Source organism: Brevundimonas sp., assembly GCF_044336875.1.
Taxonomy (GTDB): Bacteria; Pseudomonadota; Alphaproteobacteria; order Caulobacterales; family Caulobacteraceae; genus Brevundimonas.
In genome coordinates this window covers 311,066-333,083 of sequence record NZ_JBIIOP010000002.1, presented here as the reverse complement: position 1 = coordinate 333,083, position 22,018 = coordinate 311,066, and the positions used below count along the sequence as shown (strand labels likewise).

27 protein-coding genes and 2 pseudogenes are annotated in these 22,018 nt (G+C 65.8%); 15 read left to right on the top strand and 14 right to left on the bottom strand.

The window, feature by feature from the left end; translation table 11 throughout:
- Window positions 1-632 precede the first annotated feature (632 nt).
- Window positions 633-1,202: a YbhB/YbcL family Raf kinase inhibitor-like protein gene (locus ACIQ1T_RS04980; RefSeq protein ID WP_395943422.1), complete on the bottom strand. Its 570-nt coding sequence runs from the start codon at window positions 1,200-1,202 to the stop codon at window positions 633-635.
- Window positions 1,202-2,005 (bottom strand): SDR family NAD(P)-dependent oxidoreductase, encoded by an 804-nt coding sequence (locus ACIQ1T_RS04975; RefSeq protein ID WP_395943421.1) that lies wholly within the window; start codon window positions 2,003-2,005, stop codon window positions 1,202-1,204. The genes ACIQ1T_RS04980 and ACIQ1T_RS04975 overlap by 1 nt, the downstream gene beginning before the upstream one ends.
- 120 nt (window positions 2,006-2,125) lie before the next feature.
- On the opposite strand from ACIQ1T_RS04975, the gene ACIQ1T_RS04970 reads away from it, so the two are divergent.
- From ACIQ1T_RS04970 to ACIQ1T_RS04960, 3 genes are all read left to right on the top strand, one after another.
- Complete coding sequence (locus ACIQ1T_RS04970; RefSeq protein ID WP_395943420.1) at window positions 2,126-2,698, top strand: SRPBCC family protein; 573 nt, start codon at window positions 2,126-2,128, stop codon at window positions 2,696-2,698.
- A gap of 40 nt (window positions 2,699-2,738) precedes the next feature.
- Window positions 2,739-3,917 (top strand): zinc-dependent alcohol dehydrogenase, encoded by a 1,179-nt coding sequence (locus ACIQ1T_RS04965; protein WP_395943419.1) that lies wholly within the window; start codon window positions 2,739-2,741, stop codon window positions 3,915-3,917.
- A 115-nt stretch (window positions 3,918-4,032) separates the two neighbouring features.
- A complete protein-coding gene (locus ACIQ1T_RS04960; protein WP_395943462.1) occupies window positions 4,033-4,908 on the top strand; it encodes an ATP-dependent DNA ligase in 876 nt (291 codons plus the stop codon).
- On the opposite strand, the gene ACIQ1T_RS04955 is transcribed toward ACIQ1T_RS04960, so the two are convergent.
- The 6 genes from ACIQ1T_RS04955 to ACIQ1T_RS04930 all read right to left on the bottom strand — a co-directional run bounded on the left by ACIQ1T_RS04955 (window position 4,905) and on the right by ACIQ1T_RS04930 (window position 8,819).
- Window positions 4,905-5,513 (bottom strand): cysteine hydrolase family protein, encoded by a 609-nt coding sequence (locus tag ACIQ1T_RS04955; RefSeq protein ID WP_395943418.1) that lies wholly within the window; start codon window positions 5,511-5,513, stop codon window positions 4,905-4,907. The genes ACIQ1T_RS04960 and ACIQ1T_RS04955 overlap by 4 nt on opposite strands.
- 6 nt (window positions 5,514-5,519) lie before the next feature.
- Window positions 5,520-6,023: a ferritin-like domain-containing protein gene (locus ACIQ1T_RS04950; RefSeq protein ID WP_395943417.1), complete on the bottom strand. Its 504-nt coding sequence runs from the start codon at window positions 6,021-6,023 to the stop codon at window positions 5,520-5,522.
- A gap of 90 nt (window positions 6,024-6,113) precedes the next feature.
- The gene (locus ACIQ1T_RS04945) at window positions 6,114-6,464 is read right to left on the bottom strand and encodes a hypothetical protein (RefSeq protein WP_395943416.1); all 351 of its coding nucleotides are present in this window, start codon (window positions 6,462-6,464) and stop codon (window positions 6,114-6,116) included.
- Window positions 6,465-6,637: 173 nt separating this feature from the next.
- Window positions 6,638-6,913 carry a hypothetical protein gene (locus tag ACIQ1T_RS04940; RefSeq protein ID WP_395943415.1) on the bottom strand — a complete coding sequence of 92 codons (276 nt, stop codon included), beginning with the start codon at window positions 6,911-6,913 and terminating at the stop codon, window positions 6,638-6,640.
- Window positions 6,914-7,018: 105 nt separating this feature from the next.
- Complete coding sequence (locus ACIQ1T_RS04935) at window positions 7,019-8,425, bottom strand: hypothetical protein (protein ID WP_395943414.1); 1,407 nt, start codon at window positions 8,423-8,425, stop codon at window positions 7,019-7,021.
- Entirely contained in the window at window positions 8,418-8,819 is a 402-nt protein-coding gene (locus ACIQ1T_RS04930) for a DUF6766 family protein (protein ID WP_395943413.1), read from the bottom strand. The genes ACIQ1T_RS04935 and ACIQ1T_RS04930 overlap by 8 nt, the downstream gene beginning before the upstream one ends.
- Window positions 8,820-8,940: 121 nt before the next feature.
- Here ACIQ1T_RS04930 and ACIQ1T_RS04925 point away from each other — a divergent pair, with 121 nt between their 5' ends.
- Together ACIQ1T_RS04925 and ACIQ1T_RS04920 are read left to right on the top strand one after the other, a co-directional pair.
- Window positions 8,941-9,123 (top strand): hypothetical protein, encoded by a 183-nt coding sequence (locus ACIQ1T_RS04925; RefSeq protein WP_395943412.1) that lies wholly within the window; start codon window positions 8,941-8,943, stop codon window positions 9,121-9,123.
- On the top strand, window positions 9,120-9,371 hold the full coding sequence (locus tag ACIQ1T_RS04920; RefSeq protein WP_395943411.1) for a hypothetical protein: 252 nt from the start codon (window positions 9,120-9,122) through the stop codon (window positions 9,369-9,371). Before ACIQ1T_RS04925 ends, ACIQ1T_RS04920 begins: the two co-directional genes overlap by 4 nt.
- 15 nt (window positions 9,372-9,386) lie before the next feature.
- Here ACIQ1T_RS04920 and ACIQ1T_RS04915 read toward each other — a convergent pair whose 3' ends face one another.
- A complete protein-coding gene (locus ACIQ1T_RS04915) occupies window positions 9,387-9,857 on the bottom strand; it encodes a hypothetical protein (RefSeq protein WP_395943410.1) in 471 nt (156 codons plus the stop codon).
- A 138-nt stretch (window positions 9,858-9,995) separates the two neighbouring features.
- Between ACIQ1T_RS04915 and ACIQ1T_RS04910 the strand changes: the two genes are divergently transcribed.
- The gene (locus tag ACIQ1T_RS04910) at window positions 9,996-10,295 is read left to right on the top strand and encodes a hypothetical protein (protein ID WP_395943409.1); all 300 of its coding nucleotides are present in this window, start codon (window positions 9,996-9,998) and stop codon (window positions 10,293-10,295) included.
- Between the two features lie 71 nt (window positions 10,296-10,366).
- Window positions 10,367-10,969, top strand: a complete 603-nt coding sequence (locus tag ACIQ1T_RS04905) for a DUF4142 domain-containing protein (RefSeq protein WP_395943408.1) — start codon at window positions 10,367-10,369, stop codon at window positions 10,967-10,969.
- Window positions 10,970-11,040: 71 nt separating this feature from the next.
- Here ACIQ1T_RS04905 and ACIQ1T_RS04900 read toward each other — a convergent pair whose 3' ends face one another.
- Window positions 11,041-11,361, bottom strand: a complete 321-nt coding sequence (locus tag ACIQ1T_RS04900; RefSeq protein WP_395943407.1) for a hypothetical protein — start codon at window positions 11,359-11,361, stop codon at window positions 11,041-11,043.
- Between the two features lie 9 nt (window positions 11,362-11,370).
- Entirely contained in the window at window positions 11,371-11,613 is a 243-nt protein-coding gene (locus ACIQ1T_RS04895; RefSeq protein WP_395943406.1) for a hypothetical protein, read from the bottom strand.
- Between the two features lie 226 nt (window positions 11,614-11,839).
- Here ACIQ1T_RS04895 and ACIQ1T_RS04890 point away from each other — a divergent pair, with 226 nt between their 5' ends.
- Together ACIQ1T_RS04890 and ACIQ1T_RS04885 are read left to right on the top strand one after the other, a co-directional pair.
- Window positions 11,840-12,103: a DksA/TraR family C4-type zinc finger protein gene (locus ACIQ1T_RS04890; protein WP_395943405.1), complete on the top strand. Its 264-nt coding sequence runs from the start codon at window positions 11,840-11,842 to the stop codon at window positions 12,101-12,103.
- Window positions 12,104-12,107: 4 nt separating this feature from the next.
- Window positions 12,108-12,572 carry an alpha-ketoglutarate-dependent dioxygenase AlkB gene (locus tag ACIQ1T_RS04885; RefSeq protein ID WP_395943404.1) on the top strand — a complete coding sequence of 155 codons (465 nt, stop codon included), beginning with the start codon at window positions 12,108-12,110 and terminating at the stop codon, window positions 12,570-12,572.
- Between the two features lie 607 nt (window positions 12,573-13,179).
- Here the strand turns inward: ACIQ1T_RS04885 and ACIQ1T_RS04880 are convergent.
- The gene (locus ACIQ1T_RS04880; protein ID WP_395943403.1) at window positions 13,180-13,509 is read right to left on the bottom strand and encodes a hypothetical protein; all 330 of its coding nucleotides are present in this window, start codon (window positions 13,507-13,509) and stop codon (window positions 13,180-13,182) included.
- A gap of 137 nt (window positions 13,510-13,646) precedes the next feature.
- Between ACIQ1T_RS04880 and ACIQ1T_RS04875 the strand changes: the two are divergent.
- Window positions 13,647-13,790: pseudogene (locus ACIQ1T_RS04875) on the top strand (transposase); the annotation flags it as partial.
- 556 nt (window positions 13,791-14,346) lie between these two features.
- On the opposite strand, the gene ACIQ1T_RS04870 reads toward ACIQ1T_RS04875, so the two are convergent.
- On the bottom strand, window positions 14,347-14,532 hold the full coding sequence (locus ACIQ1T_RS04870; RefSeq protein ID WP_395943402.1) for a hypothetical protein: 186 nt from the start codon (window positions 14,530-14,532) through the stop codon (window positions 14,347-14,349).
- Between the two features lie 540 nt (window positions 14,533-15,072).
- On the opposite strand from ACIQ1T_RS04870, the gene ACIQ1T_RS04865 reads away from it, so the two are divergent.
- Window positions 15,073-15,342: a toxin-antitoxin system, antitoxin component gene (locus ACIQ1T_RS04865; protein ID WP_395943401.1), complete on the top strand. Its 270-nt coding sequence runs from the start codon at window positions 15,073-15,075 to the stop codon at window positions 15,340-15,342.
- A gap of 294 nt (window positions 15,343-15,636) precedes the next feature.
- Window positions 15,637-16,249: pseudogene (locus tag ACIQ1T_RS04860) on the top strand (HAD-IC family P-type ATPase); the annotation flags it as partial.
- Window positions 16,250-16,470: 221 nt separating this feature from the next.
- Here the strand turns inward: ACIQ1T_RS04860 and ACIQ1T_RS04855 are convergent.
- Window positions 16,471-17,076, bottom strand: coding sequence for a YoaK family protein (locus ACIQ1T_RS04855; RefSeq protein WP_395943400.1), 606 nt, complete (start codon window positions 17,074-17,076; stop codon window positions 16,471-16,473).
- Between the two features lie 508 nt (window positions 17,077-17,584).
- Here ACIQ1T_RS04855 and ACIQ1T_RS04850 point away from each other — a divergent pair.
- From ACIQ1T_RS04850 to ACIQ1T_RS04840, 3 genes are all read left to right on the top strand, one after another.
- Window positions 17,585-18,532, top strand: a complete 948-nt coding sequence (locus ACIQ1T_RS04850) for a bifunctional enoyl-CoA hydratase/phosphate acetyltransferase (protein ID WP_395943399.1) — start codon at window positions 17,585-17,587, stop codon at window positions 18,530-18,532.
- Window positions 18,529-19,752 (top strand): acetate/propionate family kinase, encoded by a 1,224-nt coding sequence (locus tag ACIQ1T_RS04845; protein ID WP_395943398.1) that lies wholly within the window; start codon window positions 18,529-18,531, stop codon window positions 19,750-19,752. Before ACIQ1T_RS04850 ends, ACIQ1T_RS04845 begins: the two co-directional genes overlap by 4 nt.
- A 417-nt stretch (window positions 19,753-20,169) precedes the next feature.
- A protein-coding gene (locus ACIQ1T_RS04840; RefSeq protein ID WP_395943397.1) for an IS3 family transposase occupies window positions 20,170-21,359 on the top strand; the annotation gives its coding sequence in 2 pieces (ribosomal slippage) (window positions 20,170-20,428 and window positions 20,428-21,359; 1,191 coding nt in all).
- Window positions 21,360-22,018 lie beyond the last annotated feature (659 nt).

Below are 22,018 nucleotides of genomic sequence, written 5' to 3'. Positions count from 1 at the left end.
TCAAGCGCGGTCTGGATCAGGGCGTCCACGGTATCCTCCGTGGGGGAGAGGCCGAGCTTGCCGATGTGGTCGCCCCACCGGATCGGCGCCTGGCTGAAGTAGGTTTCGGCCAGAGGGTGGCGTGGCGGGTGGCCGAAGAAGCCCAGGCTTCGCGACGGCAGGCCCACCGCCTTCAGCGCCGTCTGCGTCGCGGCCGAGACGTCGCGGACCACCTTCTTGACCCCCTCCGGCAGATCGGGCGCATGGGAGACGCCGGCCTTCAGGTTCAGCAGGAATCGGCCGGCGTCCTTGTTGAGAAAACCGGTTTCCTCGGCCTCGAACAGCCAGTCCTGCGTCGCCGCCTCCACCGTCTCCACGATACGGGGGCCGTCGACGCCGAGGATCTTCAGGGCGAAGCCTCGGTGGGTCGAGATCTTGTCGTCCAGATGCTCCCCGGGCGACGACCTCAAAGCGCGCGGGCGTGGAGGCGATCCCCTGAGCGAGTTCGGGCGACAGGCCTGGGAGGATTTCCAGTTCGCCCTTGAGCAGTCCCGTGAACTTGGCGTGGGAAACCCGCGTCGCCCGCCCTTCATTGTCCCTGACCTTCTCGCCGACGCCGGTGAAGGTCTCCGCGAGCGAAGGTGGCCTGATCGTCAGGCGGATCGAATCCGTTCGTAGACGCCGACCAGGACGCCCTTGGCGATGACCGCATCCTTGAGGGCGGCCTTGACCTCGTCCTTGTCGGGCTTGGCGCCCCAGTCGATGACGCGGTTCAGGGCGAAGACCTGGAACAGGTAGTGGTGGGGCCCATGTCCCGGCGGGGGGTCGTTTGGCAGCCAGCCGATCCCGCCCATCGAATGCTTGCCGAAGCGACCGGAGCCTGAGCCTTCCTTGAGATCGCCCTCCGCGACCGAGGCCGTCGCCGCATCGAACACCGCGATCAGGTGGATGAAGGGCTGAGGCGCGGGAATGTCGGGGTCCTCGACCACCACCAGGACTTGGCGGGTCTCGGCTGGAAGGTTCGACCACGCCAGCGGCGGCGAGACTCCCTCGCCATCGGCGGTGAACCGGACAGGTAACGCCTGACCATCGTCGAACGCGGCGCTCTCGACTCGGATCGTCTCGGGTGCGGCGGCGGCCTCCTCGTTCAGGAGGAGTTTGTCGGGGCCGGCGCGGACACCGTCGAGCGCCTTGCCGAGGAAGGCGGGAAGCTTCTGGAACATCAGTTCGCGCTCCCCGGCTCGGCCTGTTTGCGATGCATCTCGGCCAGGACCGTCTGCGGCGTCACGGCCGCCATCGCCGCCTGCACCTTGTTCATCACCCCGGCGACGACGTCGCCTTCGCCGCGCTGCATGGCGTGGTATCCGATCTTGGCGACATCGCCGGCGTCCATCTTCTTGGCCTGGCCAACGACCGTGTCGTCGAGGCCGGCGCGGTGGAAGAACTCGGTGTCGGTCGGTCCCGGCATCAGGACGGTGACGCTGACGCCGCTGTCCTTCAGCTCGTTGCGCAGGGCGAAGGAGAAGCTGTCCACATAGGCCTTGGAGGCGTTGTAGACCGCCGCGAAGGCGCCTGGCATCAAGCCGGCGATCGAGCCGGTGAGCAGGATCTGCCCCCTGCCGCGAGCGCGCATGTCGCGACCCACCAGATGCAGCAGCCGCGTCGTTCCGGTGATGTTGGTGTTGATGACGTGCAGGATGTCGTCGAAGTCCTGGTCGAGGAACCCTTGGCCGAGCCCGTGACCGGCGTTGGCGGCGAGCGCATCGACCGGCCGGCCGGCGACGATGGCGTAGAGCGACTGGACACCATCCTCCGTGGAGAGGTCGGCCTGAAGTGTTTCGACGCGTGCGCCGAGTGCCTCGAAGGTTTGCTTCGCTTCGGCCAGAGGCATGTCGGCGGCGACCACGAGATCGAAGCCATCCGATGCGAACAACTTGGCGAGTTCATAGCCGATGCCGGACGAGGCGCCCGTGACGAGGGCCAGAGGGCGGGCGGTCTCCGCTGAGCTAAGTGCGCTATCCGACATGGGAATCTCCGATTTCTGGTCAGACCCGGAAATCGGTCACGGCAATCAAAGTTCCGTATTGCGACGCTGGAACGCCGGGCCGCCGAGCGGATTGGGAAGAGCTAGCAGACGGAGTTCGCCATGCCTGACACCGACCCTATTTCGACCGACGCCGAGGTCGCCTCCCCCGCCTTCATCGACAAGGACAATGTCGAGGGCGACCACGCCGCTTCGAGCATCCGTGCGGCCATGATCAACCGACCGCGCCAGGAGCTCTATGCGTTCTGGCGGGACTTCACGAACCTGCCCTCCTTCACCGAGAACGTGAAGGAGGTGGAAATCCTGGATGACACCCGGTCGCAGTGGACCATCGCCGGGCCGGCGGGCACCGAAATCGATCTGGTGTCCGAGATCACCGAGGATATCCCCGGCGAGCGGATCGCCTGGCGCTCCAGCAAAGGATCCGACGTCGATCATGAGGGCTGGGTCGGATTCAAGGACAACGCCTTTGGTCGCGGCACCGAGGTCCGCATCTTCATCAGCTATGATCCGCCTGCCGGCGCCGTCGGCAAGGTGGTCGCCAAGGTCCTGCAGCGTGAGCCGCGCATCCAAGCCCGCCGGGAACTGCGGCGCTTCAAGCAGTTGATGGAGACTGGCGAGGTCTCGACGTCGAAAGCGCCCGACGCTGCGCCCCGCGCCAGCCGTCACTTCTGATCCCGGCCACGCCGACCACCATTCAAACAGCGAGAGTCTCATGCGCGCACTCACATGGCACGGTAAACACAACGTCCAGGTCGATACCGTGCCCGACCCCCAGATCGTCAATCCGCGCGATGCGATCATCAGGATCACCGCCACCGCCATCTGCGGCTCTGACCTGCACCTCTACGACAGCATGATCCCGGGCATGTCGAACGGCGACATCCTGGGCCACGAATTCATGGGCGTGGTCGAGGAGGTCGGCCCCGCCAACACGACGCTGAAGCGCGGCGACCGGGTCGTGGTGCCCTTCGTCATCGCCTGCGGCAAATGCTTCTTCTGCGACCACAAGATGCCCGCCGCCTGCGACAACTCCAATCCGGCCGAGAAGGCCGACGCCTCCGAGATCGCCTACGGCTACGCCATGACGGGCGCCTTCGGCTATTCACATCTGACCGGAGGCTATGCGGGCGGCCAGGCCGAGTACGCCCGGGTGCCCTACTCCGACTACGGCCCGATCAAGATCCCGGACGGCATCGAGGACGAGCGCGTCCTGTTTCTGTCCGACATCTTCCCCACCGGCTGGATGGCGGCCGAGAACGCCCAGATTCAGCCCGGCGACACCGTGGCCATCTGGGGCTGCGGTCCCGTCGGTTTGTTCGCGATCAAAAGCGCCGTCCTCCAGGGCGCCGGCCGGGTCATCGCCATCGACCACCATCCGCGTCGCTTGGAGCTGGCGAAGCAGAACGGCGCGGAAGTGCTCAACTACCACGAGGTCAAGGTGCGCGAGGCCCTGATGGAGATGACCGCCGGCATCGGTCCGGACAGTTGCATCGACGCCGTCGGCATGGAGGCCCACGGCTTCTCGCCGGACAATATCGTCGACGCGATCAAGCAGGAGACGAAGATCCTGGGCACCGACCGCCCCCACGTGCTCCGCGAAACCATCATGGCCGTGCGCAAGGGCGGCACGGTCTCAGTGCCCGGCGTCTACGGCGGCTTCGCCGACAAATGGCCGATCGGCGCCTTCATGGAAAAGGGCCTGACCCTGAAGACCGGCCAGACCCACGTGCAGAACTATCTGCCCCAGCTTCTGCAGCTGATCCTAGACGGCAAGATCGACACCACGGACCTGATCTCTCACCGGCTGCCGCTGGAACAAGCCGCCGAGGGCTACAAGAACTTCAAGGAAAACCAGAACGAGTGGACCAAGGTCGTGCTGAAGCCGGGTTGAGGCCGAGCCCGATGCGCACCGACCTGGACGCCCGCCCCATGGAGGCCCGCTCTCGACCCGACCTGCCCGAAGGTTCGGCTGGGTCTACGAGCCCAAGTGGGACGGGTTTCGCTGTCTGGCCTTCAAGCGAAACGGTCAGGTGGAGCTCATCGCCAAATCGGGAAAATCGCTGAACCGATTTCTTCCCGAGGTGGTCGATCGCCTCGCCGCCCTTCCGGAAGCCCGCTTCGGTCTTGACGGCGAACTGCTGGCGCGCGACGGCGACGCCTTCTCCTTCGAGGTGCTGCAGGCCCGCCTGCACCCCGCGGAAAGCCGCATCCAGCGCCTCTCGCGTGAGACCCCGGCGATCTACGCCCTCTTCGACATGCTCGTTGATGTCGACGGGACCGATCTCAGAAGCCGGCCCTGGTCAGAGCGACACAAGCGACTGGAGGCCTTCTTGAAGGCTCATCAGTCGGCCGACCTCACGCTGACGCCCGGTACGACCGACCGACGTCTCGCCCAGGCGTGGCTCGACGAGGGCAAGCTGGAGGGTGTGGTGGCCAAGGCCGATGACGGCCCCTACCTCGAAGGGGAGCGGGCCGTGATCAAGGTCAAGCGCGCCCGCACGGCGGACTGCGTCATCGGCGGCTTCCGCTATGCGTCAGACGCGCCCGTTGTCGGTTCGCTGCTGCTCGCCCTCTATGATGACGAGGGGAAGCTCAACCACGTTGGCCATACATCCGGGTTCGCGGGCGTCGACAAGATCGCCCTGACCCGCAACCTGGAAGCGCTGCGCGGTAGTGAAGGCTTCAGCGGCCGCGCCCCCGGCGGGCCGAGCCGCTGGTCCATCGAACGGTCTGCGGCCTGGGAGCCCTTGCGGCCCGAGCGGGTGGTCGAAGTCGGCTTCGACCAGGTGTCCGATGATCGCTTCCGCCACGGGACGAAGCTGTTGCGCTTCCGTCCCGACAAGCCGCCCGCCCAGTGCCGCATGGAGCAGCTGGAGAGTTAGGCAGGCCAACAGGCGAGCACCTCCGCGCTCTGCGCCGTCTCGACCTGCTGTCCATAGCGATTGCGGTACAGGTCCAGCAAGGCGTCATGGCTCTCGTCGGAGGAACTGCACAGGGCGTCGGTCACAACGATCACCCGATAGCCGAGATCGACCGCCCCAAGCACGGCGGCCAGGACGCAGACGTCAGTCTCCGCCCCGGTGACGACCAGCGTATCGACACCGCCCGCCCGCAGGGCGTCGTCGAGCCCCGTGCCCGGCCAAGGCGAATATATGCGCTTGTCCAGCACGCGGGCCGGCGGCGTGAAGGCGGCGAGCGCCGGGATCAGATCGGCCTTGTCGGCGCCCAGCCGCTCGATCGTCATGTCCGGCCAGCGTTCCCAGTAGCCGCGCCAGGTGCCCCAGCCTTCGCCGACCGTGGCGGCGGGAATGAAGCGGGTGAACCAGGTCCGGTCGGCCTTGTGTTCGCACAGTCCGACTACGACCGGCAGCACCCGCTCCATCCACGGCGTCCGCCAGGGCGTGTCCTCGGCGAACATCCGCTGCATGTCGACGCAGAGATGGACCGCTTTCGCCGGGATCGCGCCGCGGATCAGTCCGTCCGCCATGGCGGATCAGGCCGCCGCGGCGCCCTGGGCCCTGGCGTTGGCTGCCGCATCGGCGAGGGCCGTCAGACTCTCGTCCGTCGCGGATTCCTGCTGCAGGGTCTCATCGAGCAGGGCCGCAGCATCGTCGAAGCCGAGCAGGGTCGCCCAGCGTTTGAGCGTGCCGTACCGGGTGATCTCATAGTGTTCGACCGCCTGGGCCGCCGCGATCAGGCCGGCGTCCAGCGCGTCCGTACCGGCATATTCCTCGAGGATCTCGTCGCCTTCGGCGAGAATGCCCTCGATCGCGTCGCAGGTCTTGCCCATGGCGCGTTTGCCGATGATCTCGAACACCTGCTGCAGGCGTTCGATCTGGCCCTCGGTCTCTTCGCGGTGTTTCTCGAAGGCAGCCTTGAGCTCGGGTGAGTTCGCGCCACGCGCCATCTTGGGCAGCGACTTCACGATCTTCCGCTCAGCGTAATAGATGTCCTTGAGCGTGTCGTAGAACAGGTTGTCGAGGGTCTTCTCAGCCATCTGGGCTCTCCACGTTGAAGGTTGAGCCCATAAAAAACGTTCGCCGCGACAGCGTTCCAATGTTCGATGCCGGACGCGATCCCAGCCCGATTAGCCCCCGTCGCCACGCACGATCTGGCCGACCTCAGCCTGTCGGCGAGCCTCCTGCTCGGTCTTCAAACCCAGGCGGTGCGCTTCCTCCGGCGACAAGGGCGTCGGCGCCATTTCGGTCGGCTTCTCCGTGGGCGGGGGTTCCGCAGGTGTCTGGGTCTGGATCATCTCGATCTCCTCCATGGGAAACAGACCGTCGCAGGGCCGGTTCAGGATCAGGCCGCCGGCGTTAGGACGGCCCGGTTCGCGCCCTGACGCGCCGTTAGGCGCATCGGGCGTCCCCTCACCCAGACCCGCCCGATCTCGATAGCGGTCCAGCCCCTGGGCAGGACGACGGGACGGCGCGGCCAAGTCCCGGGATCGCCGTCGTCGACGACAACCCCCGTCAAGCCGAGCATCAGACCCAACAGCATGCCGCCGAGATTGGCGAAGAAGGGGCCGGCCTTCACCTGGCTGTCGGGATGATCAGGGCGATATTCGAGACACTGGTGGAAGCGCCCCTGATCGTAGGCGGCATAACCCTCCTAGAAGAGCCTGAGCGACAGGTTGCGGTCGCCCGCCATGGCCGCCCAGGTCGTGTACAGCGCCGGGAACATCGGCGCGCCGACGTATTCGGCCCAGTGCTTCAAATAGAAGTCGAGGGTGTTGCGCCGCTCCCGCTCCGACGCGGGATGATCGTAGGGAAACAGTCCCGCCAAGGGGGACGGCGTCGCCCCCTTCGGCTCGGACACCCGGAAGCCGTCGTGCGCGGCGATCACCCCGTCAGACCGAACCGGCAGGTACAGGTCGTCTGCGGTCATCGCCCATTCCGGCGGAGCCGCCCGCCCGTCTGTTCGGCCGCTCGCACAGCACGGCGCAAGACCTGTTTGGCGGCCATGATCGTGAAGGCGTCATTGTCAGGCGGCTCAGGCACCTCGGCCGGCCCTGTCGCGCGCAGGATTTCCCAGTCCGCGCTTCGTCCGCGTCGTGCGGCTGACGATCCAGTCCGCGACGCCCGACAGGACCGGCCAGGCGTGTTCCCTCAGGAAAGCGTCGTCGCCGGTGACGTCGGCGTAGAGGCCGAAGGCGCGCGCCGTGTGGAGGGAGCCATGATCCTCGTGGGCCGCGCCGTCGCCGCCCCCGGGCGAGGCCTCCTGCCCCGACAGCGGCGCCGCCTCCCACGGAAACTGAACTCCGTCGCGCCCGGACAGCCGGGCGATCGATCGGGCCGCGGGCAGCCCCCGGGTGCGAAAGTCGAGGATGGCGCGCGCCGCATCAGGTTGGAAGAACAGCAGCGGGGGAACGCAGAAGGCGTCCACGTCCCATATCACATGGCCGAAATAGTAGTTGTAGTCGTGCCAGGCCGCGAGACCGAAGATCGAGGTCGCGGACGGAGACGCCTCGTGGGTCGAGCAGTTGAGGTAAAAGACCGCCGCGTCGATCATGGCCTGGTGCTCGGCTTCCGCCCCGTGCACGACGATCCGGCCCTTCCAGATTTCGGCCCACGCCTTGCGATTGCGCCGGCGCAGCGTCTCGACCCCGCTGCCTTGGGCGCGCGCCACGCGACGCACCGCTTCCTCGTCGGGCCGGTCGTGAACGACCGACGGCAGGATGGCGACCAGCTGGCGGAGCTTCACCGTGCGGTCGGCTCGAGCGCGGAGCCTGTACTCGGTGCGCAACGGTCCGGAAATGTCCCAGGTCTGCACCGACCGGTCCGCCGCGCCTCCAACCACCTCCGTCGCCAGGGCGAAGCCGCAGGTGCTGAGCCCGCCTTCCGACTCCCACAGAAGCGAGCCGTCACAGACCGGCTCCGGCTCCCCGGGGGTATCGGTTCGACGCCGGATCACCCGTCCTCTCAAGCCGCTCGTCTCGACCACGGCGCGCAGGGCGAGCTCGCAGGCCTGATCGACGCGAACGGTGATCTCCTGCAGGACGATGGAGGGCGCCGATCGGCTGGCGAAGGTCAGGACCTCGACCTCGGCGATGACGCCCGCCGCCTCGTACCGGAAGCCGCTGGTCAACTCTCCGGTGGCGAAGTCATAGGCCTGCATCAGGTTCGACACCGCCGACGGCTGGTCGCTGAGCCAGACGTTATTGAGGGCGAGATCACCGGCCAGAGGATACGGCGCCGGCGCGGCGGCTTCGATCCGGCGTTCCGGATGCTCCCCCGCGAAGCCGCTGACGATCATCATGCCGGCCTGTAGCGGCTGTTCGCGCACGCGCAGCCCGATCAGTCCGTTGCCGACGTAGGCGGGCAGATCGCCGTTGCGAGGGCCCCGCGCGGGAGGCGGATTGATCGGCGTCGTCGCCTCGGGAGCTGACACCCTAGGCATTGAACGGCGGGTCCACATGGATCTTGGCGTGCCCGCCGCGCCGCTCGTGGGTCTCGTCGATTTCGCAGATGATGGCCTCCCCCCGCTCCTTGCCGACCAGCTGCAAAAGGGCGTCCAGCTTGGCCTCGGTGCGGTCGTCATTCTCCTTGGACGCGGGCGAGCCGACGTAGAGGAAGTAGGCCAGGCCGACGACCTGCCACAGCAGTTGCAGGAACTCGGACTGCCAGTTCTCGAAGGTGTCCCGGCCCATCATCATCAGATAGGGCGTCAACTCGACGGCCTGGCCGTGCTCGCGGGCGTCGTCGACGAAGGTGAACCAGCCGAACAGCCAGTGTCCGATCATCGAGATGGCGAAGAAGCCCAGGGTGATCCAGGCGTAGGCATAGCGTTTCATCGATCCCTCCGTGGTCCTTGCCCTGAATGCTGAAGGACCGTTGGGGTTTCTCAGTTCGCTCGCCGACACTGGAACCCGCATCGGCTCGCCCGCTTTCTTCCAGGAGCAGAAGAGAGTCGCCATGACCGACACCAGCACGCCCCGCCCCGACGAAAATGGCGTAGACGACGAAACCGGCGCCGGCGTTCGTCGCCCTGACCAGGGCGGCGCGGATCAGCCGGGCCAGACGCCCGAACGCCCCGCCAGCGGCGGCGAAGGCGCCGCCGGCGCCGGAGGCCCCGACGGCTTCGGGACCGGAACATGAGCCTGCGGCTCTACAGGGTCGGGCTCGGGCAGGACGGCGGTCCGTCTCGCAAGGTCCACGTGATGTCGGAAACCGACGTCCAGGCCGGGGACGCCGCCGCGCCCTTGATGACGGCCGGCGAGGCCATTCTCTCGATCGAGGAGATCGAGGACGACGGGTCTGTCGTGGTCGATGCACCGCCCGCCAGGTCCCAGGCGGCTGAACTGGCTCCGGTGACGCCGGAAGCTGCAGCGGTCCAGAACCCCTGATCGAGAACCCTGCCCTTAGCCAGGTCTTGTGGCTTGGGGGCTCGGTCGCGCATTCAGGGCAGGTGGCCGCGGCGGTTTCCGGCTTGCTGGAGCCAGCCGGCCGATAACGTAAAATCCGCGTTCGGCCAGTTGCCTACCCAACAGCTCGATGTCGTCAGGACCAAAATCGGGGGCTGACAGGGTATTCGTTTCGCTGCTCATTTCCTTTCCTCCCGAGGGGGAAAAACGCCGGGAGCGCTGGTTTCGCAACTCACGATCTCGGGACCAATCGAGGACCGCTTCAGGCGTGGCGTGCCCATTCGTTGTCGCGGTGCAGTCGGGCGAGTTCCACCCCGTCCCGCTCAACTTCAACATGTTTGAAGCCGCGCCGAGCGTGAGCCGCAGTTCGGCCAGCGCGCGCGCCTCCTGATCATCGCTGGCCTCCACAGTTTCCCGCCGCGGAGGGGTGTCCGGCCCATCATGCAGATGGAAGACATAGGTCGGCATGACGACATCTCCCTGCAAAGCACGGCGGAAAAAACGAGCAGGTACGGCTCAGGTTCCGAGGCTCGGAAGAGACGGCGGGCCCTCTTGCAAGTCGGTTGAGTCAAACCAAATCGCTGTCGTTCAACAGGGAGGTCATGCATGCACACAGTCGTCGTAGAGCCCCTGGCGGTCGGTTGGCGCGTCGCCGCCAGCGCCGATATCGGGGACCAGTATTTTCTGAGCGGCAAGTCAGCGGAGCGTTCCGCCCGCCACCTCGCGCAGCAACTGGCGACGGTCGGCGAGTTGACCGAGCTCACCTTGCGCCTGCGCGGCGGCGCCCTTGCCGCCCGATATCTCTGTCTGCCGCCGGCCCGGCCGACCGAGCCGCCGGTGATGATCGAAACCCCCGGCGTCAGGCGAACGGTTCCCAACGCGGACGGTGATCCCGCGATCGCCTGATCCGGGGCGGCGAGCGACCTTGGAACGCCGTCGCACAACATGCATTTTGGTCTCATCCAAGGGAGGACCTGATGAGACACGCCCTACTCGCCGGAGCCTGCGGGCTCGCCCTCTTCACCGCGGCTTGCCAGCAGGAAACCGGCGGCGCGTCGGACCAGCAGAACCAGGCCGTCAACGCCGCTCAGGATCACGCCGCCAGCGTGGTCGGCACAGCGGCCGGTCCCGCCGGCGCGACGACCGACGGCGGCTTCGTCGCTAACGCGGCCATCGGCGGCATGTATGAGGTCGAGGCCGGCAGGATCGCAGCGGAGCGGTCCCGCAATCCGGCGATCAAGCGCATCGGCGAAATGATGGTGACCGATCACTCCAAGGCCGGTGACGAACTCAAGCCCATCGCCACCGCCGCCGGCCTGACTGTCCCGACGGCGCTCGACCAGCGCCACCAAGGTCTCATCGACAACCTTCGCGGCGCGACGGACCAGGACTTCGATCGCGTCTATCTGCAGCAACAGGAAGCCGCCCATAACGAGACCGCGTCGCTGCTGGAAACCTACGGTCGCGTCGGCGGCAACGCGGCGCTCAAGGGATGGGCGGCCAAGACCTTGCCCGTCGTGCGCGCGCACCAGGAAATGGTGGATCAGGCCGACGAAGCGGATGCGGATCGGCCGCACTGACGCTCGCCCAAAGCCATCGCGGAGCTTGAAGCAAACGACCGGCCTGTCTTCCGCCAGGCGGTCGTTTCGCTCTATTCGCCTTTCAGCCTGTCCCGGTTGCCGGCGACGGTCTTCGGCCCCTGCGGCGATTGCCGCTCGAACCGGTCAGCCCGATCCGCGTGGGTCCGGCCCTGCGGCACATCGTCCGCGTTGAGGGCCTCGCCCTCGTCCGCATAGTCCGCGAGTTCAGCAGCGGTAGGCGACGCGACGGCGGATGTTTCCGGCGTGCCGTCGGCATAGCTCCGGGGTTCGGCCCCGCGCTCGCCGTCACGCGATTGGTCACCCGGCGCGAGCGGATCGGTTGCGGCGTTTTGCGCGGTCGCCGACGATGAGGTGGTGTTCTGATGAGCCATCGGACGCGCCTAGTGCCGGTTGTCGCGCTCGTGGCGCTTCTCTTCACTGGTCGCCTGCCGGGCGCCTTTGGCTTCCGGAGAATGGCCATGGTGGATATCCCGCTCGCCGCCCGAAGATATCTGGCTTCTCGGAGAGAGGTGATCGGGCGCGTCCGCATCCTTGACGACGGGATCCGGTTTCGCCTTCGAACGGTCTTCGTGACTCGCCCCCGGTCCGCCCCACCGGTCCGTGCTGTCGTTCTTCTCTGGCATGTTCGTGTCCTCGCAGCTTGATGCCCTACTGAGAGAATCGACGCTGGAGGACGACGTTCCATACGGCGGAGTTGCCTAATGGAGGATCGCCGGCGCCCCAGCCTGTGATCAGCCGATCAGCGTATTCCTGAGAAACCCGGCGGGGCGCACCCGGCCGGCGGCAACGCGTGGTGGCCGCCGAATTTCCTATCTCGTTGTTTCCACAAATGAAGAAACGGAGCCCCAGATGGCTGGAGGTTGGACCCGCGACGGAGCGGTTCTGGATCAGATCGACGACACCATCCTCGACGGCGTGTTGACCGCTCGCGCCCGCATGCCCGCCGGCGAAGGGACCGAGGACTGCATCGAATGCGGCGATCCCATCCCCGAGGGGCGCCGTCTGGCGGTCCCCGGGGTCACCACCTGCGTGCCTTGCCAGTCCGGCCGGGACAGCCGCGTCGTCGTCGCCGGCATCAACCGACGCGGCAGCAAGGACAGCCAGCTGCGCTGATCCCATGACCGACACCTTCGCGCTCTTCCCGGAACCGGGTTCCGTGCCGGACCGGCATGAGCCGTCCGGTCTGCGTTATGCCGACGCCGTCGTTTCGCCGGAGGTCCAGGAGGATCTGATCGGCCGGGCTCGAAAGCTCCCCTTCGCCCCCTTCGACTTTCGCGGGTTCAAGGGCAACCGCCGGACGGTCTCGTTCGGCTCCCGGTACGACTTCACTCACAACCGGGTTGCCCAAGCTGATCCCCTCCCCGACTGGCTGATCCCCCTGCGGGCCACTGCGGCGGATTTCGCCGACGTTCCCGAGGCCGAACTCGTCCAGGCCCTCGTCACCGAGTACACGCCAGGCGCCGGCATCGGCTGGCATCGGGACCGCCCCGAGTACGGCAAGGTCGTCGGCCTGTCATTCGTCTCTGACTGCGTGCTGCGTTTCCGTCGCCCCGAAGTCGGCGGTTGGCGACGCGCATCCTAGATCCTAACCCCCGGCTCCGGCTATCTCCTCGACGGCCCCGCGCGTGAGGTCTGGCAGCACAGCATCGCGCCGGGCGATCTGCTCCGATACTCGGTGACCTTCCGGACGCTGCGCCGACTGGCGCAGTGAGGCTCCTACCCGTCCGCCAACTGCGTCGCGCCACAAACTGAAAACGTCCAGCCTTTCCGCCCGTTGTTCCACCGTAGGGATACGGGATCGTCCTGTCCGGATTCGCCCGCTAATATCACCGGGTCATCAACGCCCCCTCGCGAAAGGGCCGAACCATCATGCCCTCACCCTCACGCCCACTCGATCGTCCAATGGGCTGGAAGGCATTGATTTATCGACGCCTTTTCTTCGATATACTTGAGATACCGACATTCATGCACAGCTACCTATCCGCAGACAAAAGGCCGTCAGCACGTCTGCCGAGCTCAGCTCGGCACCAATCTCAGAGCGGCTTTTGATACCGACAATCCATACCGACATGAGCGACTGGCAGACTTCCACGATACCGTCATTTTCGATCGCAGGCCATCGCAGCGCCCAACACAAGACGGCTCTGCAGCTCTAACAATGCGACGCTCACTCCCCCGATTGGCCGTGATTAGGCCGTGGCTGAAACGCTCCAGTTGTCCTTCAAGCGCTTCGTGAAGTTCGGATCCCTCGCTTTGGCATCGGTTGCTCCGAAGTTCGAGAACTCCCCGAACACCCAGGCTGCCACCTTCTGAAGCATCGCGTCGTTCACATTCGTCGGATCAAGCTGCGAGATCCGCTGGCCCGGTAGGGTGGAGTTCCCATTTAGCGTCCAAGCCAACACCGTCAGTACATGGAATTTCATTTTGTTGACCAAAGCCCGATCAGTCGTTTTTCGAATGGATCGGAAGTATGCCTCGACCTGCATCAGCAACACTGTGGTGACATGATACATGGCCATCGGGTGGGCGGCGTCCTCCCTGAAGATCGCTCTGTAATCGGCTTCCTTTTTGAGCGCCGCGCCCGGTCGCGCCTGACGTGACCCCCTGAAACTCCTCTAGGAATGGCTAGAGTCCGCCCCTCGAAAGGACGGACAGAATGAAGCGATCACGCTTCACGAAAGAGCAGATCATCGGGATGCGCGAGCAGGAGGCCGGTGTTCCGGTGGCGGATCTGTGCAGGAAGCACGGGCTGCGCTCGCCGACCATCTACAAGTGGAAGGCCAGGTATGGCGGCATGGACGCGATCAAATTCCCGGATCTGATCCATGCGGTGAAGATGGAGGCCGACAAGGGCTATCTCCAGGCGGCCAGCGTCCATGACACCTTCTGGGATTTCATCGGCCTGATGCCTGAGGTCAACTTCCACCAGATCCCGATCAATCAGGCCAAGGGTTGCCCCTTCCAGAACTTCCAAGGCGACGGCCATATGCAGATGGCCGTGCCCAAGGGCCGCGCCAACTATGAACCCAACAGCCTGGCCGAGGCGGGCGAGGACGGCGGCCCGCGCGAGGATCCCAAGGGCGGCGTCGCGGCTTATTCGCGGGCGACCATGTCCACGTCTCGCGACCCCGATCGTTATCCTGTCCGCGTCGGCTCGGCTGGAAGATCAGCACGTGGGCCTGGCGGCCGGCGCGAATGCCTATCTCACAAAACCTCTCGACTTCGTCACGCTCAGGGAGATGCTCGCCGGGTCTCGTCTGCTGCCTCCGGGGATTGCAGCGGAGGCATTCGAGTTGCGAGCCAGAGGCTGATCCATCTCTTCTTCTCCGGGTCGGTTCCATCAGCGGGATCGGGCGTCAGTTCGGCCGGCTGAGGATGGCAGTATCCAGCCCCCGCTTCATGACCATGGCATCGTGAAGCTTGGGGGCCGCATCCAGAGGTTGACGGGCAAGCCGTCGGGCGTCGTCATGCGAAGCTTCGACGTTCTTTTCGAAGAGCTCGGAACTGCGACCATCATTATTGACCAGAGTATAGTGCGCCATCGGCATTCCTTCGGCCCCATCCGTAGGGCGTGAAACCGACTCTTGATCGTAACCGCGCCTGCAGAACATCCATCGTCGTCGAGCGACGCGACCGCTCCCGCGAAGAGGCCGCAGGCGAACACTGGCCTGCGCCGGTGGGGCGGCCGCGGGGCGACGGTCCGGGACGGAGCTCCGTAGAGTTCGGCCCGAACCATCTAGGCTCCGGTCCATGTGGTCCGTCCCCTGCCCCGTTATACCCGGCATGTCCGATATGACGAAGCCGGGGCGTGATGACATGCAAGCCCGAGGTGTCATCCGGGGCGGAAACCGCCGTTCACATGGCTTGACGGTCCAATATTTTCACACAGAGGTCGTAATGATGAAGTCTCTTCGGCGAAGCAGGCTGGCGTTGGTCTTCCAGCATTCCGCGCAGCGAAGGCTAACATGGGCGCGGCATTCGCCTGATCAGGTCGTCTTCGCAGCTTTGAAGGTGCACACACGCCCCCGTTGCTTCCTGAGACGCCGGCTTGAGGCCCGCGTCCGACGTGGCTATTGTTAATCATGGGCAAATACGATCCGCTTGCCGCCTATCTGGCGCGCCAACGACAGGCTGTGGTCGATCTCAGCTTTCGAGACATCGAGCGATTGGTCAGCGGCATCCTGCCCAAGGCAGCTCGCAAGTTGGAGTGGTGGATCGGACACCACCCGTCTCAAACTGAGCCCCAAAAAATCGCTTGGGGGGCGGCAGGCTTCCATGCCGAGCCGGATCTGAAGCACGAGCGGGTCCGCTTCATTCGCAAGCCTGCATCGGTTGTCGGACACGACACCTAGACGGCTGCTGGCTTGGGCGGGATGGCGCGCCCCGGATCCGCCCTTGCGGGGGCGCATCCCGTCCGGTCCAGATTGTCAAGCCGGACGGATTGCAAGCCGCAGGGTCAAGTTCGAATCCTCGCGGCCAGAGCCGAGGGCGCGACCTGCGATAGCCAACCTGGCGAAGCCGCTCATTCCGACCCCCGGATGGGATCACCGCGCTGCGGCGTCAGCGGACAGGGGTCTCGACTACGGCTCGGCGGCGAGCCAAACACCGCCTGCAGGCAAGATGCCAAGACCTAGACGCTATGACGCGACGGCGCCCCCGCCATCCTGGTCGCCGTGGACGGAGCCCTAGCCGGGGCGCTCGCCATCGCCGATCCGGTCAAGCCCACCACGACCGAGGCCATCCGCGCCCTGCACGGCGAGGGCATCCGCATCCTCATGCTGACCGGCGACAACGCCGTCACCGCCTGCGCGGTGGCCGTCCGCCCGGGCATCGACCAGGTCGAGGCCGACGTCTCCCCCGCCGACAAGGCCGTAGTAGTCGAGCGCCTGCAAATGAGGGCCGCATCGTCGCAATGGCCGGCGACGGGGTCAACGACGCCCCCGCCCTCGCCGCCGGCGACGTCGGGGTGGCCATGGGCGCCGCTGCCGACGTGGCGATTGAGAGCGCCGGCGTCACCCTTCTGTCGGGTGACCTGAACGGAGTGGTGCGCGCGCGCGGCCTGTCCAGGGCAACGATCCGCAACATCCGCCAGAACCTGCTGTTCGCCTTCGGCTACAACGCCCTAGGCGTGCCGATCGCGGCGGGAGCGCTCTACCCTTCGGCCTGCTGCTGTCCCCGATGATCGCAGCCTTGGCCATGTCGCTGTCGTCCGTCAGCATAATCTCCAATGCCGTGCGGCTGAAAGGCGTGAAGCTTTAAGGCCGTGGGATATGGGTTATTGGCTTGCCGGTGAGGCGGTCGCGCGCCCTGAGGCTTCGTCGGACAGGACAAAAAGCTCGAGGCTTCGAGCATGGCGGTCAGTCTCTCATGGCGTCTGATCGCGCATCAGCAATCATGTCACGGGGTCAAACGCCGATGATCAGCACAGGCAGATGGCGCGCTCGTCGCGTCACGTCGCGAGGCTTTGGCCAAGCAAGCTTTCATTCCGGATTTATAATGAGAGCGAGGAGCGATAGAAGGGCCGCCACGCCCGCTGCGCACCAGACAGCCTGTCCGGCGACTGCGGAATAGGCCATGGCACCGAGGAAGGCGCCCGACACCAGACCCGCCCAGAGGAACAGATAGGCGAGCCACGCTTTGCGGTCGCCTCCGGTGAAGGCTGACGCTAGGCCCTGTCCCAGCTTTACCAATGCGCCCGTCATGTAGGTCACCCCGATCCGGGCCTCCCCGTCTCGTTCGAAAGTGGCGTTTTCCGCCCCCATCGCCACCGCGAGGAGCAGAGCTGAAGGGTGAACGAGACCGGCCAGATGAGCCATGCCCGCCAGCGAGAGAATGAGCGCGACCACCCCCAGCACCGCCGGTCGTTGGCGTCGGCCGGCGTGGCGCCCCACAAGCGAGCCCGTCACCACCCCAAGGACGAAACATACGATAAGTCCTCCGGCGATCAAGGCGGCGACCGGCGCCTGCGCCAGGCCGACGCCCAGCCGAGTGGAATTCCCGCTCATGAAGGACACGAAAAAGCCGCCCAGCTGCAGGAAGGCGATCGCGTCGACAAAGCCGGCGAGCGCGGCGAGCGCGACGGCCAAGCTTCTGAGGCGACGAGGATAGCTGAGCACGTCGAGAGACTAGCCCCTGGTCGGGATCGGGACCAGCGCCGCCGTACCCGACGCCGGGCTCCATCGCGGAACGACCCGAGCCTCGCCTTTGGCTGGTCTGCGGATCGGGATTTAACATGGTCCGCGGCGAGCGGGCCGTCCCAGGTTGACGGGGTCTTGTCGCGGACTCCCGAAAAACTCTTTATGCTTGGTCGATCAGTACAAGCGGCGCCTTCAACGCAGGCTGCCTGGCGAACCGGCCGGTGCTGCGTTTATTCGCCTCGCTCCCACACGGTGGCCCGGATTGAGATAGGGGTCGATACTCCACTGCGGGCTTCCGGTAAACGCCCCTCTCTGCATCAGACGAAAGGACGACCATGACGGATTTCACGGGCCAGACCGCCTTGGCGACCCGGGGCGCGGTCGGGATCGGCGCGGCTATCGTGCGGACCCAGGCCCCTCGCGGCGCCGCAAATCTCCCGATCCCGCACGCCGCCCGATGAGTCCGGACCGCGCCCTGGGCGACAACTATCGGGTGTTGATGGAAAAGGTCCGGGGCGGCCCGCCCGAAATCACGGCCGTCGTCCATCCTTGCACCCCCGCCGCCATCGCCGTGGTGGCGGACGCCACCGAGGCCGGCCTCATCGCGCCGATTCTGGTGGGGCCGGAAGCGAGGATACGGGCAGCAGCCGAAGAGGCCGGGCGGGACGTGACCGCCTACCGTATGGTGACCGCCTCCCACAGCCATGCGTCCGCAGCCGAGGCTGTGGCTCTGGTGAGAGCGGGAGAGGCCAGATTGCTGATGAAGGGATCTCTCCATACTGACGAACTGTTGGGCGCGGTCGTGCCCACGGCAACAGGACTCAGGACCGAACGCCGCATCAGCCATGCCTATGTCATGGACGTCCCGGGCTATCCGACGCCGCTCATCATCACCGACGCCGCGATCAACATCGAGCCGACCCTAATGGACAAGGCGGACATTGCGCGCAACGCCATCGATCTGGCTCATGTCATCGGCATACCGGAACCGCGCGTGGCCATTCTGGCCGCCGTGGAGACGGTCAACCCCGCCATGCGCGCCACCCTGGACGCGGCGGCGTTATGCAAGATGGCCGACCGGGGTCAGATCACGGGAGGACTTCTGGACGGCCCGCTCGCATTCGACAACGCCATTAATGAAGCGGCCGCCCGCGAAAAAGACATCGTCTCTCCGGTCGCTGGCCGGGCCGAGATTCTGATTGTGCCCAATATCGAGGCGGGCAATATGCTGGCCAAGCAACTGACCTTCCTAGGCGATGCCGAGGCCGCTGGCGTCGTCTTGGGCGCGCGAGTTCCCATCATCCTTCCCAGCCGGGCGGATTCGTTGAAAACGAAGCTGGCCTCGTGCGCTGTAGCCGTCCTTTTGGTGCGCGCCGCGACCAAGGCGGCTCCGGGCCTCACATGACAAGGGTCGTCTCCAGCCTGAATTCGGGGTCGTCCAGCATCAAGTTCTCACTGTTCGCGCTGGAGGATGATGATCAAATGCCGCTCCTGGCCCGCGGCAAGATCGAAGGCATCGGCACATCTCCTCGCCTGCGAATGCATGACGCGCGAAACGCTGTGATCATGGACCACGCTTGGCCCGGCAGCCCGTTAGCCCTAACGCATGATCAGCTTCTGGCCGACCTGTTCGAACGGACGGCCGCGCTGCTGGAGAACCATGTCCTGGTAGCGATGGGCCATCGTGTCGTTCATGGCGGCACCTTATTCTCAGCCCCCCGGCTCGTGGACCATGACATGATGGCGGCGTTGGATGCTCTCTGCCCTCTTGCGCCCCTTCATCAGCCTCATAACCTCGCGGCCATCCGCGCGATCGCCAAGTTGCGGCCAGGCCTGCCTCAGGTCGCCTGTTTTGACACGGCCTTTCATCACGGACGACCCGACGTAACCACGCGCTTCGCTCTACCCCGACGCTTCCATGAGCAGGGGGTCCGCCGTTACGGCTTCCACGGGCTTTCATATGAATACGTCGCCCAACGCCTGCGTGAATTGGATCCAGTGCTGGCGTCCGGCCGGGTCGTGGTCGGCCATCTCGGCAACGGGGCCAGCCTTTGTGCCCTGCGGAACGGCCGCAGCATAGACACCACGATGGGTTTCACCGCCCTGGACGGTCTAATGATGGGGACGCGCTGCGGGACGCTCGATCCCGGCGTTGTGCTTCACCTCCAGACGCAACGAGGAATGACCGTCGCCGAGGTCGAGGACCTCCTTTACCGCCGCTCCGGCCTTCTTGGGGTTTCCGGCTTGGCCAGCGATATGCGCGCCCTCTCTACGAGCGAGGCTCCGGAAGCGGAGGAGGCCATAGACTTGTTCGCCTGGAGGGTCGCGCGCGAGACCGGCGGACTCATATCCAGCCTCGAAGGTCTGGACGGCTTCGTTTTCACCGCCGGCATCGGTGAAAATCACGCGGATGTCCGCGCTCGCATCGGCCGAAGGCTGGCGTGGGCCGGCGTCGAGATCGATCCTGAAGCCAATCGACGACATGGTCCTGTCATCAGCACCCCCGGCAGTCGCGTGACGGTCCGGGTCATCCCTACTGACGAGGAGCGCATCATCGCCCGCCAAGCCGTCAGCGTGATTCGTAACGTTGTCAGTCCGACGGCGTCCGGTCGCCTGCCGATCTGATAAAGGCCGCCGCTGCCCGACCGGCTCACAAGAGGGTCAATCAACGAGGGCGCTTGAGCTCGACATTTGATTGAGGCCCCGGACGTGGCGCTCGCCAAGCGTGCCGGCCGCGGAGGGTCCGGCCCCTTGCGTCAAGTCTGTTCGTGCAGGCGAGACGCCGGTGTCCGAAGCGTCACGACAACCCCGTCCTCTTCCCACTCTCGCTCAAGCGTCGCGTCCAGACTCGTGACGGTGGCCCGTTCAGCAGCCTGCCGAAGCCCTGCGGTCTTTCACCGGACTGGACATTTCCGCCAGCCTCCGTCCAGACGATCTCCACCCTACGATCCTTCGTGGAGAGAACCGCGATGGAAAGTCTGACGTGACCCCCTGAAACTCCTCCAGGAATAGCTAGAGTCCGCCCAACGAAGGACGGACAGAATGAAGCGATCAAGGTTCACGGAAGAGCAGATCATCGGGATCCTGCGCGAGCAGGAGGCCGGTGTGGCGACGGCGGAGGTGTGCAGGCGGCACGGGGTCAGCTCTGCGACCTTTTACAAGTGGAAGGCCAAGTTCGGCGGGCTCGACGTGTCGGAGGCTCGGCGGCTGAAGGCGCTCGAGGATGAGAATGCCCGGCTGAAGCGGATGCTGGCGGACGCGATGCTGGACAACGTGGCGCTGAAGGACCTGCTGGGAAAAAAGTGGTGACGCCCGCCGGCTGGCGCGAGGCGGCTGGTCATCTGCAGGCCGCCTGCGAGATGAGCGAACGGCGGGCCTGCCGGGTGCTGGGCGTTGATCGGACGACCGTGCGCTATCGGACGACCCGACCGGACGACGGCGCCCTGCGTGATCGGCTGAAGGCCCTGGCCCAGGAGCGACGGCGGTTCGGCTATCGCCGCCTGCACGTGATGCTTCGGCGCGAGGGGCATGCGGTCAACAAGAAGCGGGTCCAGCGGATCTATCGCGAGGAGAAGCTGACGGTGCGGCGGCGAGGCGGGCGTAAACGGGCCATGGGCACGCGGCGTCCGTTGGAGACCCCACTGGTCGCGAACCAGCGCTGGTCGCTCGACTTCGTGTCGGATCAGATGACCGATGGGCGGCGCTTCCGCATCCTGACGGTGATCGACAACTGCACCCGTGAATGCCTCGGCCTCGTTGCCGACACCTCGCTGTCGGGCCGGCGGGTGGCGCGCGAGCTGGACGCCATCATCCTGCGACGCGGGTGCCCCGAGACGATCATCAGCGACAACGGCACGGAATATACGTCTAACGCCATCCTGGCCTGGGCCGACGACGCCGGCGTAGGCTGGCATTACATCGCGCCGGGCAAGCCTCAGCAGAACGGCTTCAACGAGAGCTTCAACGGCCGTCTGCGTGACGAGCTGCTGAACGAGACGCTGTTCCGATCCCTGCCGCACGCCCGTGCGGTGCTCGAAGCCTGGCGGCGCGACTACAATGAAACCCGGCCGCACTCGAAGCTGGGATGGCTGACGCCGCAGGCTTACGCAGATGCCCTCAGCGGAAAGATCGGCCGGTCCGCTGCGCTGGTTGAAGGCTGCGCTGACCGGCCTCTTGCCAACCCCACAAACCCCAGTTCAGATCACCAAAGGACTCTCGTTATGGCTGGATGAGAAACGGGGGTCACGTCAAGTCGTTCCTCCGAATGAGAGAGCGCACCCTATTTGACGCGTTCGTGGCCAGTTTGTGCAAAAGGAGCGCCACCATGGGGAACGCTTCTGCGCCGATGTCGAGGTCGTCGCCCGCGATAACGATGGCCTCGCCGGCGCGCTCATGGGCGCCGCCAGGACGGCCAGAAGCGACTTCACGCTGGTCACCCGCTCATCAGCCGCGCCTAATGAAAGATCCGGCAGGGTGGGGGCATGCGCCTTGCACAGGGAGATGACCCTCGCGCTCAAATCATTCGCCAGATCCACGACGGTCGTCGGATGTTCTCGAACAAATCCGGATAGGGTGGAACACAGATGCAAGGTTCTTGTCAGGGCGCTGGCCCAGGGGTTTCCACGATGTCAGGGGAGAGGTGAGATCGGGCGGATCGCCGCCGATCCGTTCTCCGCAGGTCACATCCCTGGCGCGGCGTCATCAGCGCCGATATGCGGCGATCCGGCCCGGATCTCGAGGTCGGACGCAGACCGTGCGTCCCGTCGACGGGAGCGGCGGACCGGCGACCGATCAGTCCAAGTCGGGTCATGACCTTGGCGCGCCGATCTGGACCCGGCCGATCGCCGGAAGGCCTTATGTCCCGAGACGGCTGGATGGCGCTGCCGCAACC

Excerpts from the sequence above, each read along its gene's own strand:
- ACIQ1T_RS04865 (WP_395943401.1), top strand. The coding sequence starts at position 15,073 with ATGGGCAAATACGATCCGCTTGCCGCCTATCTGGCGCGCCAACGACAG.
- ACIQ1T_RS04915 (WP_395943410.1), bottom strand. The coding sequence starts at position 9,857 with ATGCCGACCTATGTCTTCCATCTGCATGATGGGCCGGACACCCCTCCG.
- ACIQ1T_RS04980 (WP_395943422.1), bottom strand. The coding sequence starts at position 1,202 with ATGTTCCAGAAGCTTCCCGCCTTCCTCGGCAAGGCGCTCGACGGTGTC.
- ACIQ1T_RS04845 (WP_395943398.1), top strand. The coding sequence starts at position 18,529 with ATGACAAGGGTCGTCTCCAGCCTGAATTCGGGGTCGTCCAGCATCAAG.
- ACIQ1T_RS04930 (WP_395943413.1), bottom strand. The coding sequence starts at position 8,819 with ATGAAACGCTATGCCTACGCCTGGATCACCCTGGGCTTCTTCGCCATC.
- ACIQ1T_RS04880 (WP_395943403.1), bottom strand. The coding sequence starts at position 13,509 with ATGGCCATGTATCATGTCACCACAGTGTTGCTGATGCAGGTCGAGGCA.
- ACIQ1T_RS04900 (WP_395943407.1), bottom strand. The coding sequence starts at position 11,361 with ATGGCTCATCAGAACACCACCTCATCGTCGGCGACCGCGCAAAACGCC.
- ACIQ1T_RS04955 (WP_395943418.1), bottom strand. The coding sequence starts at position 5,513 with ATGGCGGACGGACTGATCCGCGGCGCGATCCCGGCGAAAGCGGTCCAT.
- ACIQ1T_RS04940 (WP_395943415.1), bottom strand. The coding sequence starts at position 6,913 with ATGACCGCAGACGACCTGTACCTGCCGGTTCGGTCTGACGGGGTGATC.
- ACIQ1T_RS04970 (WP_395943420.1), top strand. The coding sequence starts at position 2,126 with ATGCCTGACACCGACCCTATTTCGACCGACGCCGAGGTCGCCTCCCCC.
- ACIQ1T_RS04975 (WP_395943421.1), bottom strand. The coding sequence starts at position 2,005 with ATGTCGGATAGCGCACTTAGCTCAGCGGAGACCGCCCGCCCTCTGGCC.
- ACIQ1T_RS04905 (WP_395943408.1), top strand. The coding sequence starts at position 10,367 with ATGAGACACGCCCTACTCGCCGGAGCCTGCGGGCTCGCCCTCTTCACC.
- ACIQ1T_RS04950 (WP_395943417.1), bottom strand. The coding sequence starts at position 6,023 with ATGGCTGAGAAGACCCTCGACAACCTGTTCTACGACACGCTCAAGGAC.
- ACIQ1T_RS04895 (WP_395943406.1), bottom strand. The coding sequence starts at position 11,613 with ATGCCAGAGAAGAACGACAGCACGGACCGGTGGGGCGGACCGGGGGCG.
- ACIQ1T_RS04890 (WP_395943405.1), top strand. The coding sequence starts at position 11,840 with ATGGCTGGAGGTTGGACCCGCGACGGAGCGGTTCTGGATCAGATCGAC.
- ACIQ1T_RS04885 (WP_395943404.1), top strand. The coding sequence starts at position 12,108 with ATGACCGACACCTTCGCGCTCTTCCCGGAACCGGGTTCCGTGCCGGAC.
- ACIQ1T_RS04850 (WP_395943399.1), top strand. The coding sequence starts at position 17,585 with ATGAGTCCGGACCGCGCCCTGGGCGACAACTATCGGGTGTTGATGGAA.
- ACIQ1T_RS04925 (WP_395943412.1), top strand. The coding sequence starts at position 8,941 with ATGACCGACACCAGCACGCCCCGCCCCGACGAAAATGGCGTAGACGAC.
- ACIQ1T_RS04920 (WP_395943411.1), top strand. The coding sequence starts at position 9,120 with ATGAGCCTGCGGCTCTACAGGGTCGGGCTCGGGCAGGACGGCGGTCCG.
- ACIQ1T_RS04910 (WP_395943409.1), top strand. The coding sequence starts at position 9,996 with ATGCACACAGTCGTCGTAGAGCCCCTGGCGGTCGGTTGGCGCGTCGCC.
- ACIQ1T_RS04965 (WP_395943419.1), top strand. The coding sequence starts at position 2,739 with ATGCGCGCACTCACATGGCACGGTAAACACAACGTCCAGGTCGATACC.
- ACIQ1T_RS04935 (WP_395943414.1), bottom strand. The coding sequence starts at position 8,425 with ATGCCTAGGGTGTCAGCTCCCGAGGCGACGACGCCGATCAATCCGCCT.
- ACIQ1T_RS04870 (WP_395943402.1), bottom strand. The coding sequence starts at position 14,532 with ATGGCGCACTATACTCTGGTCAATAATGATGGTCGCAGTTCCGAGCTC.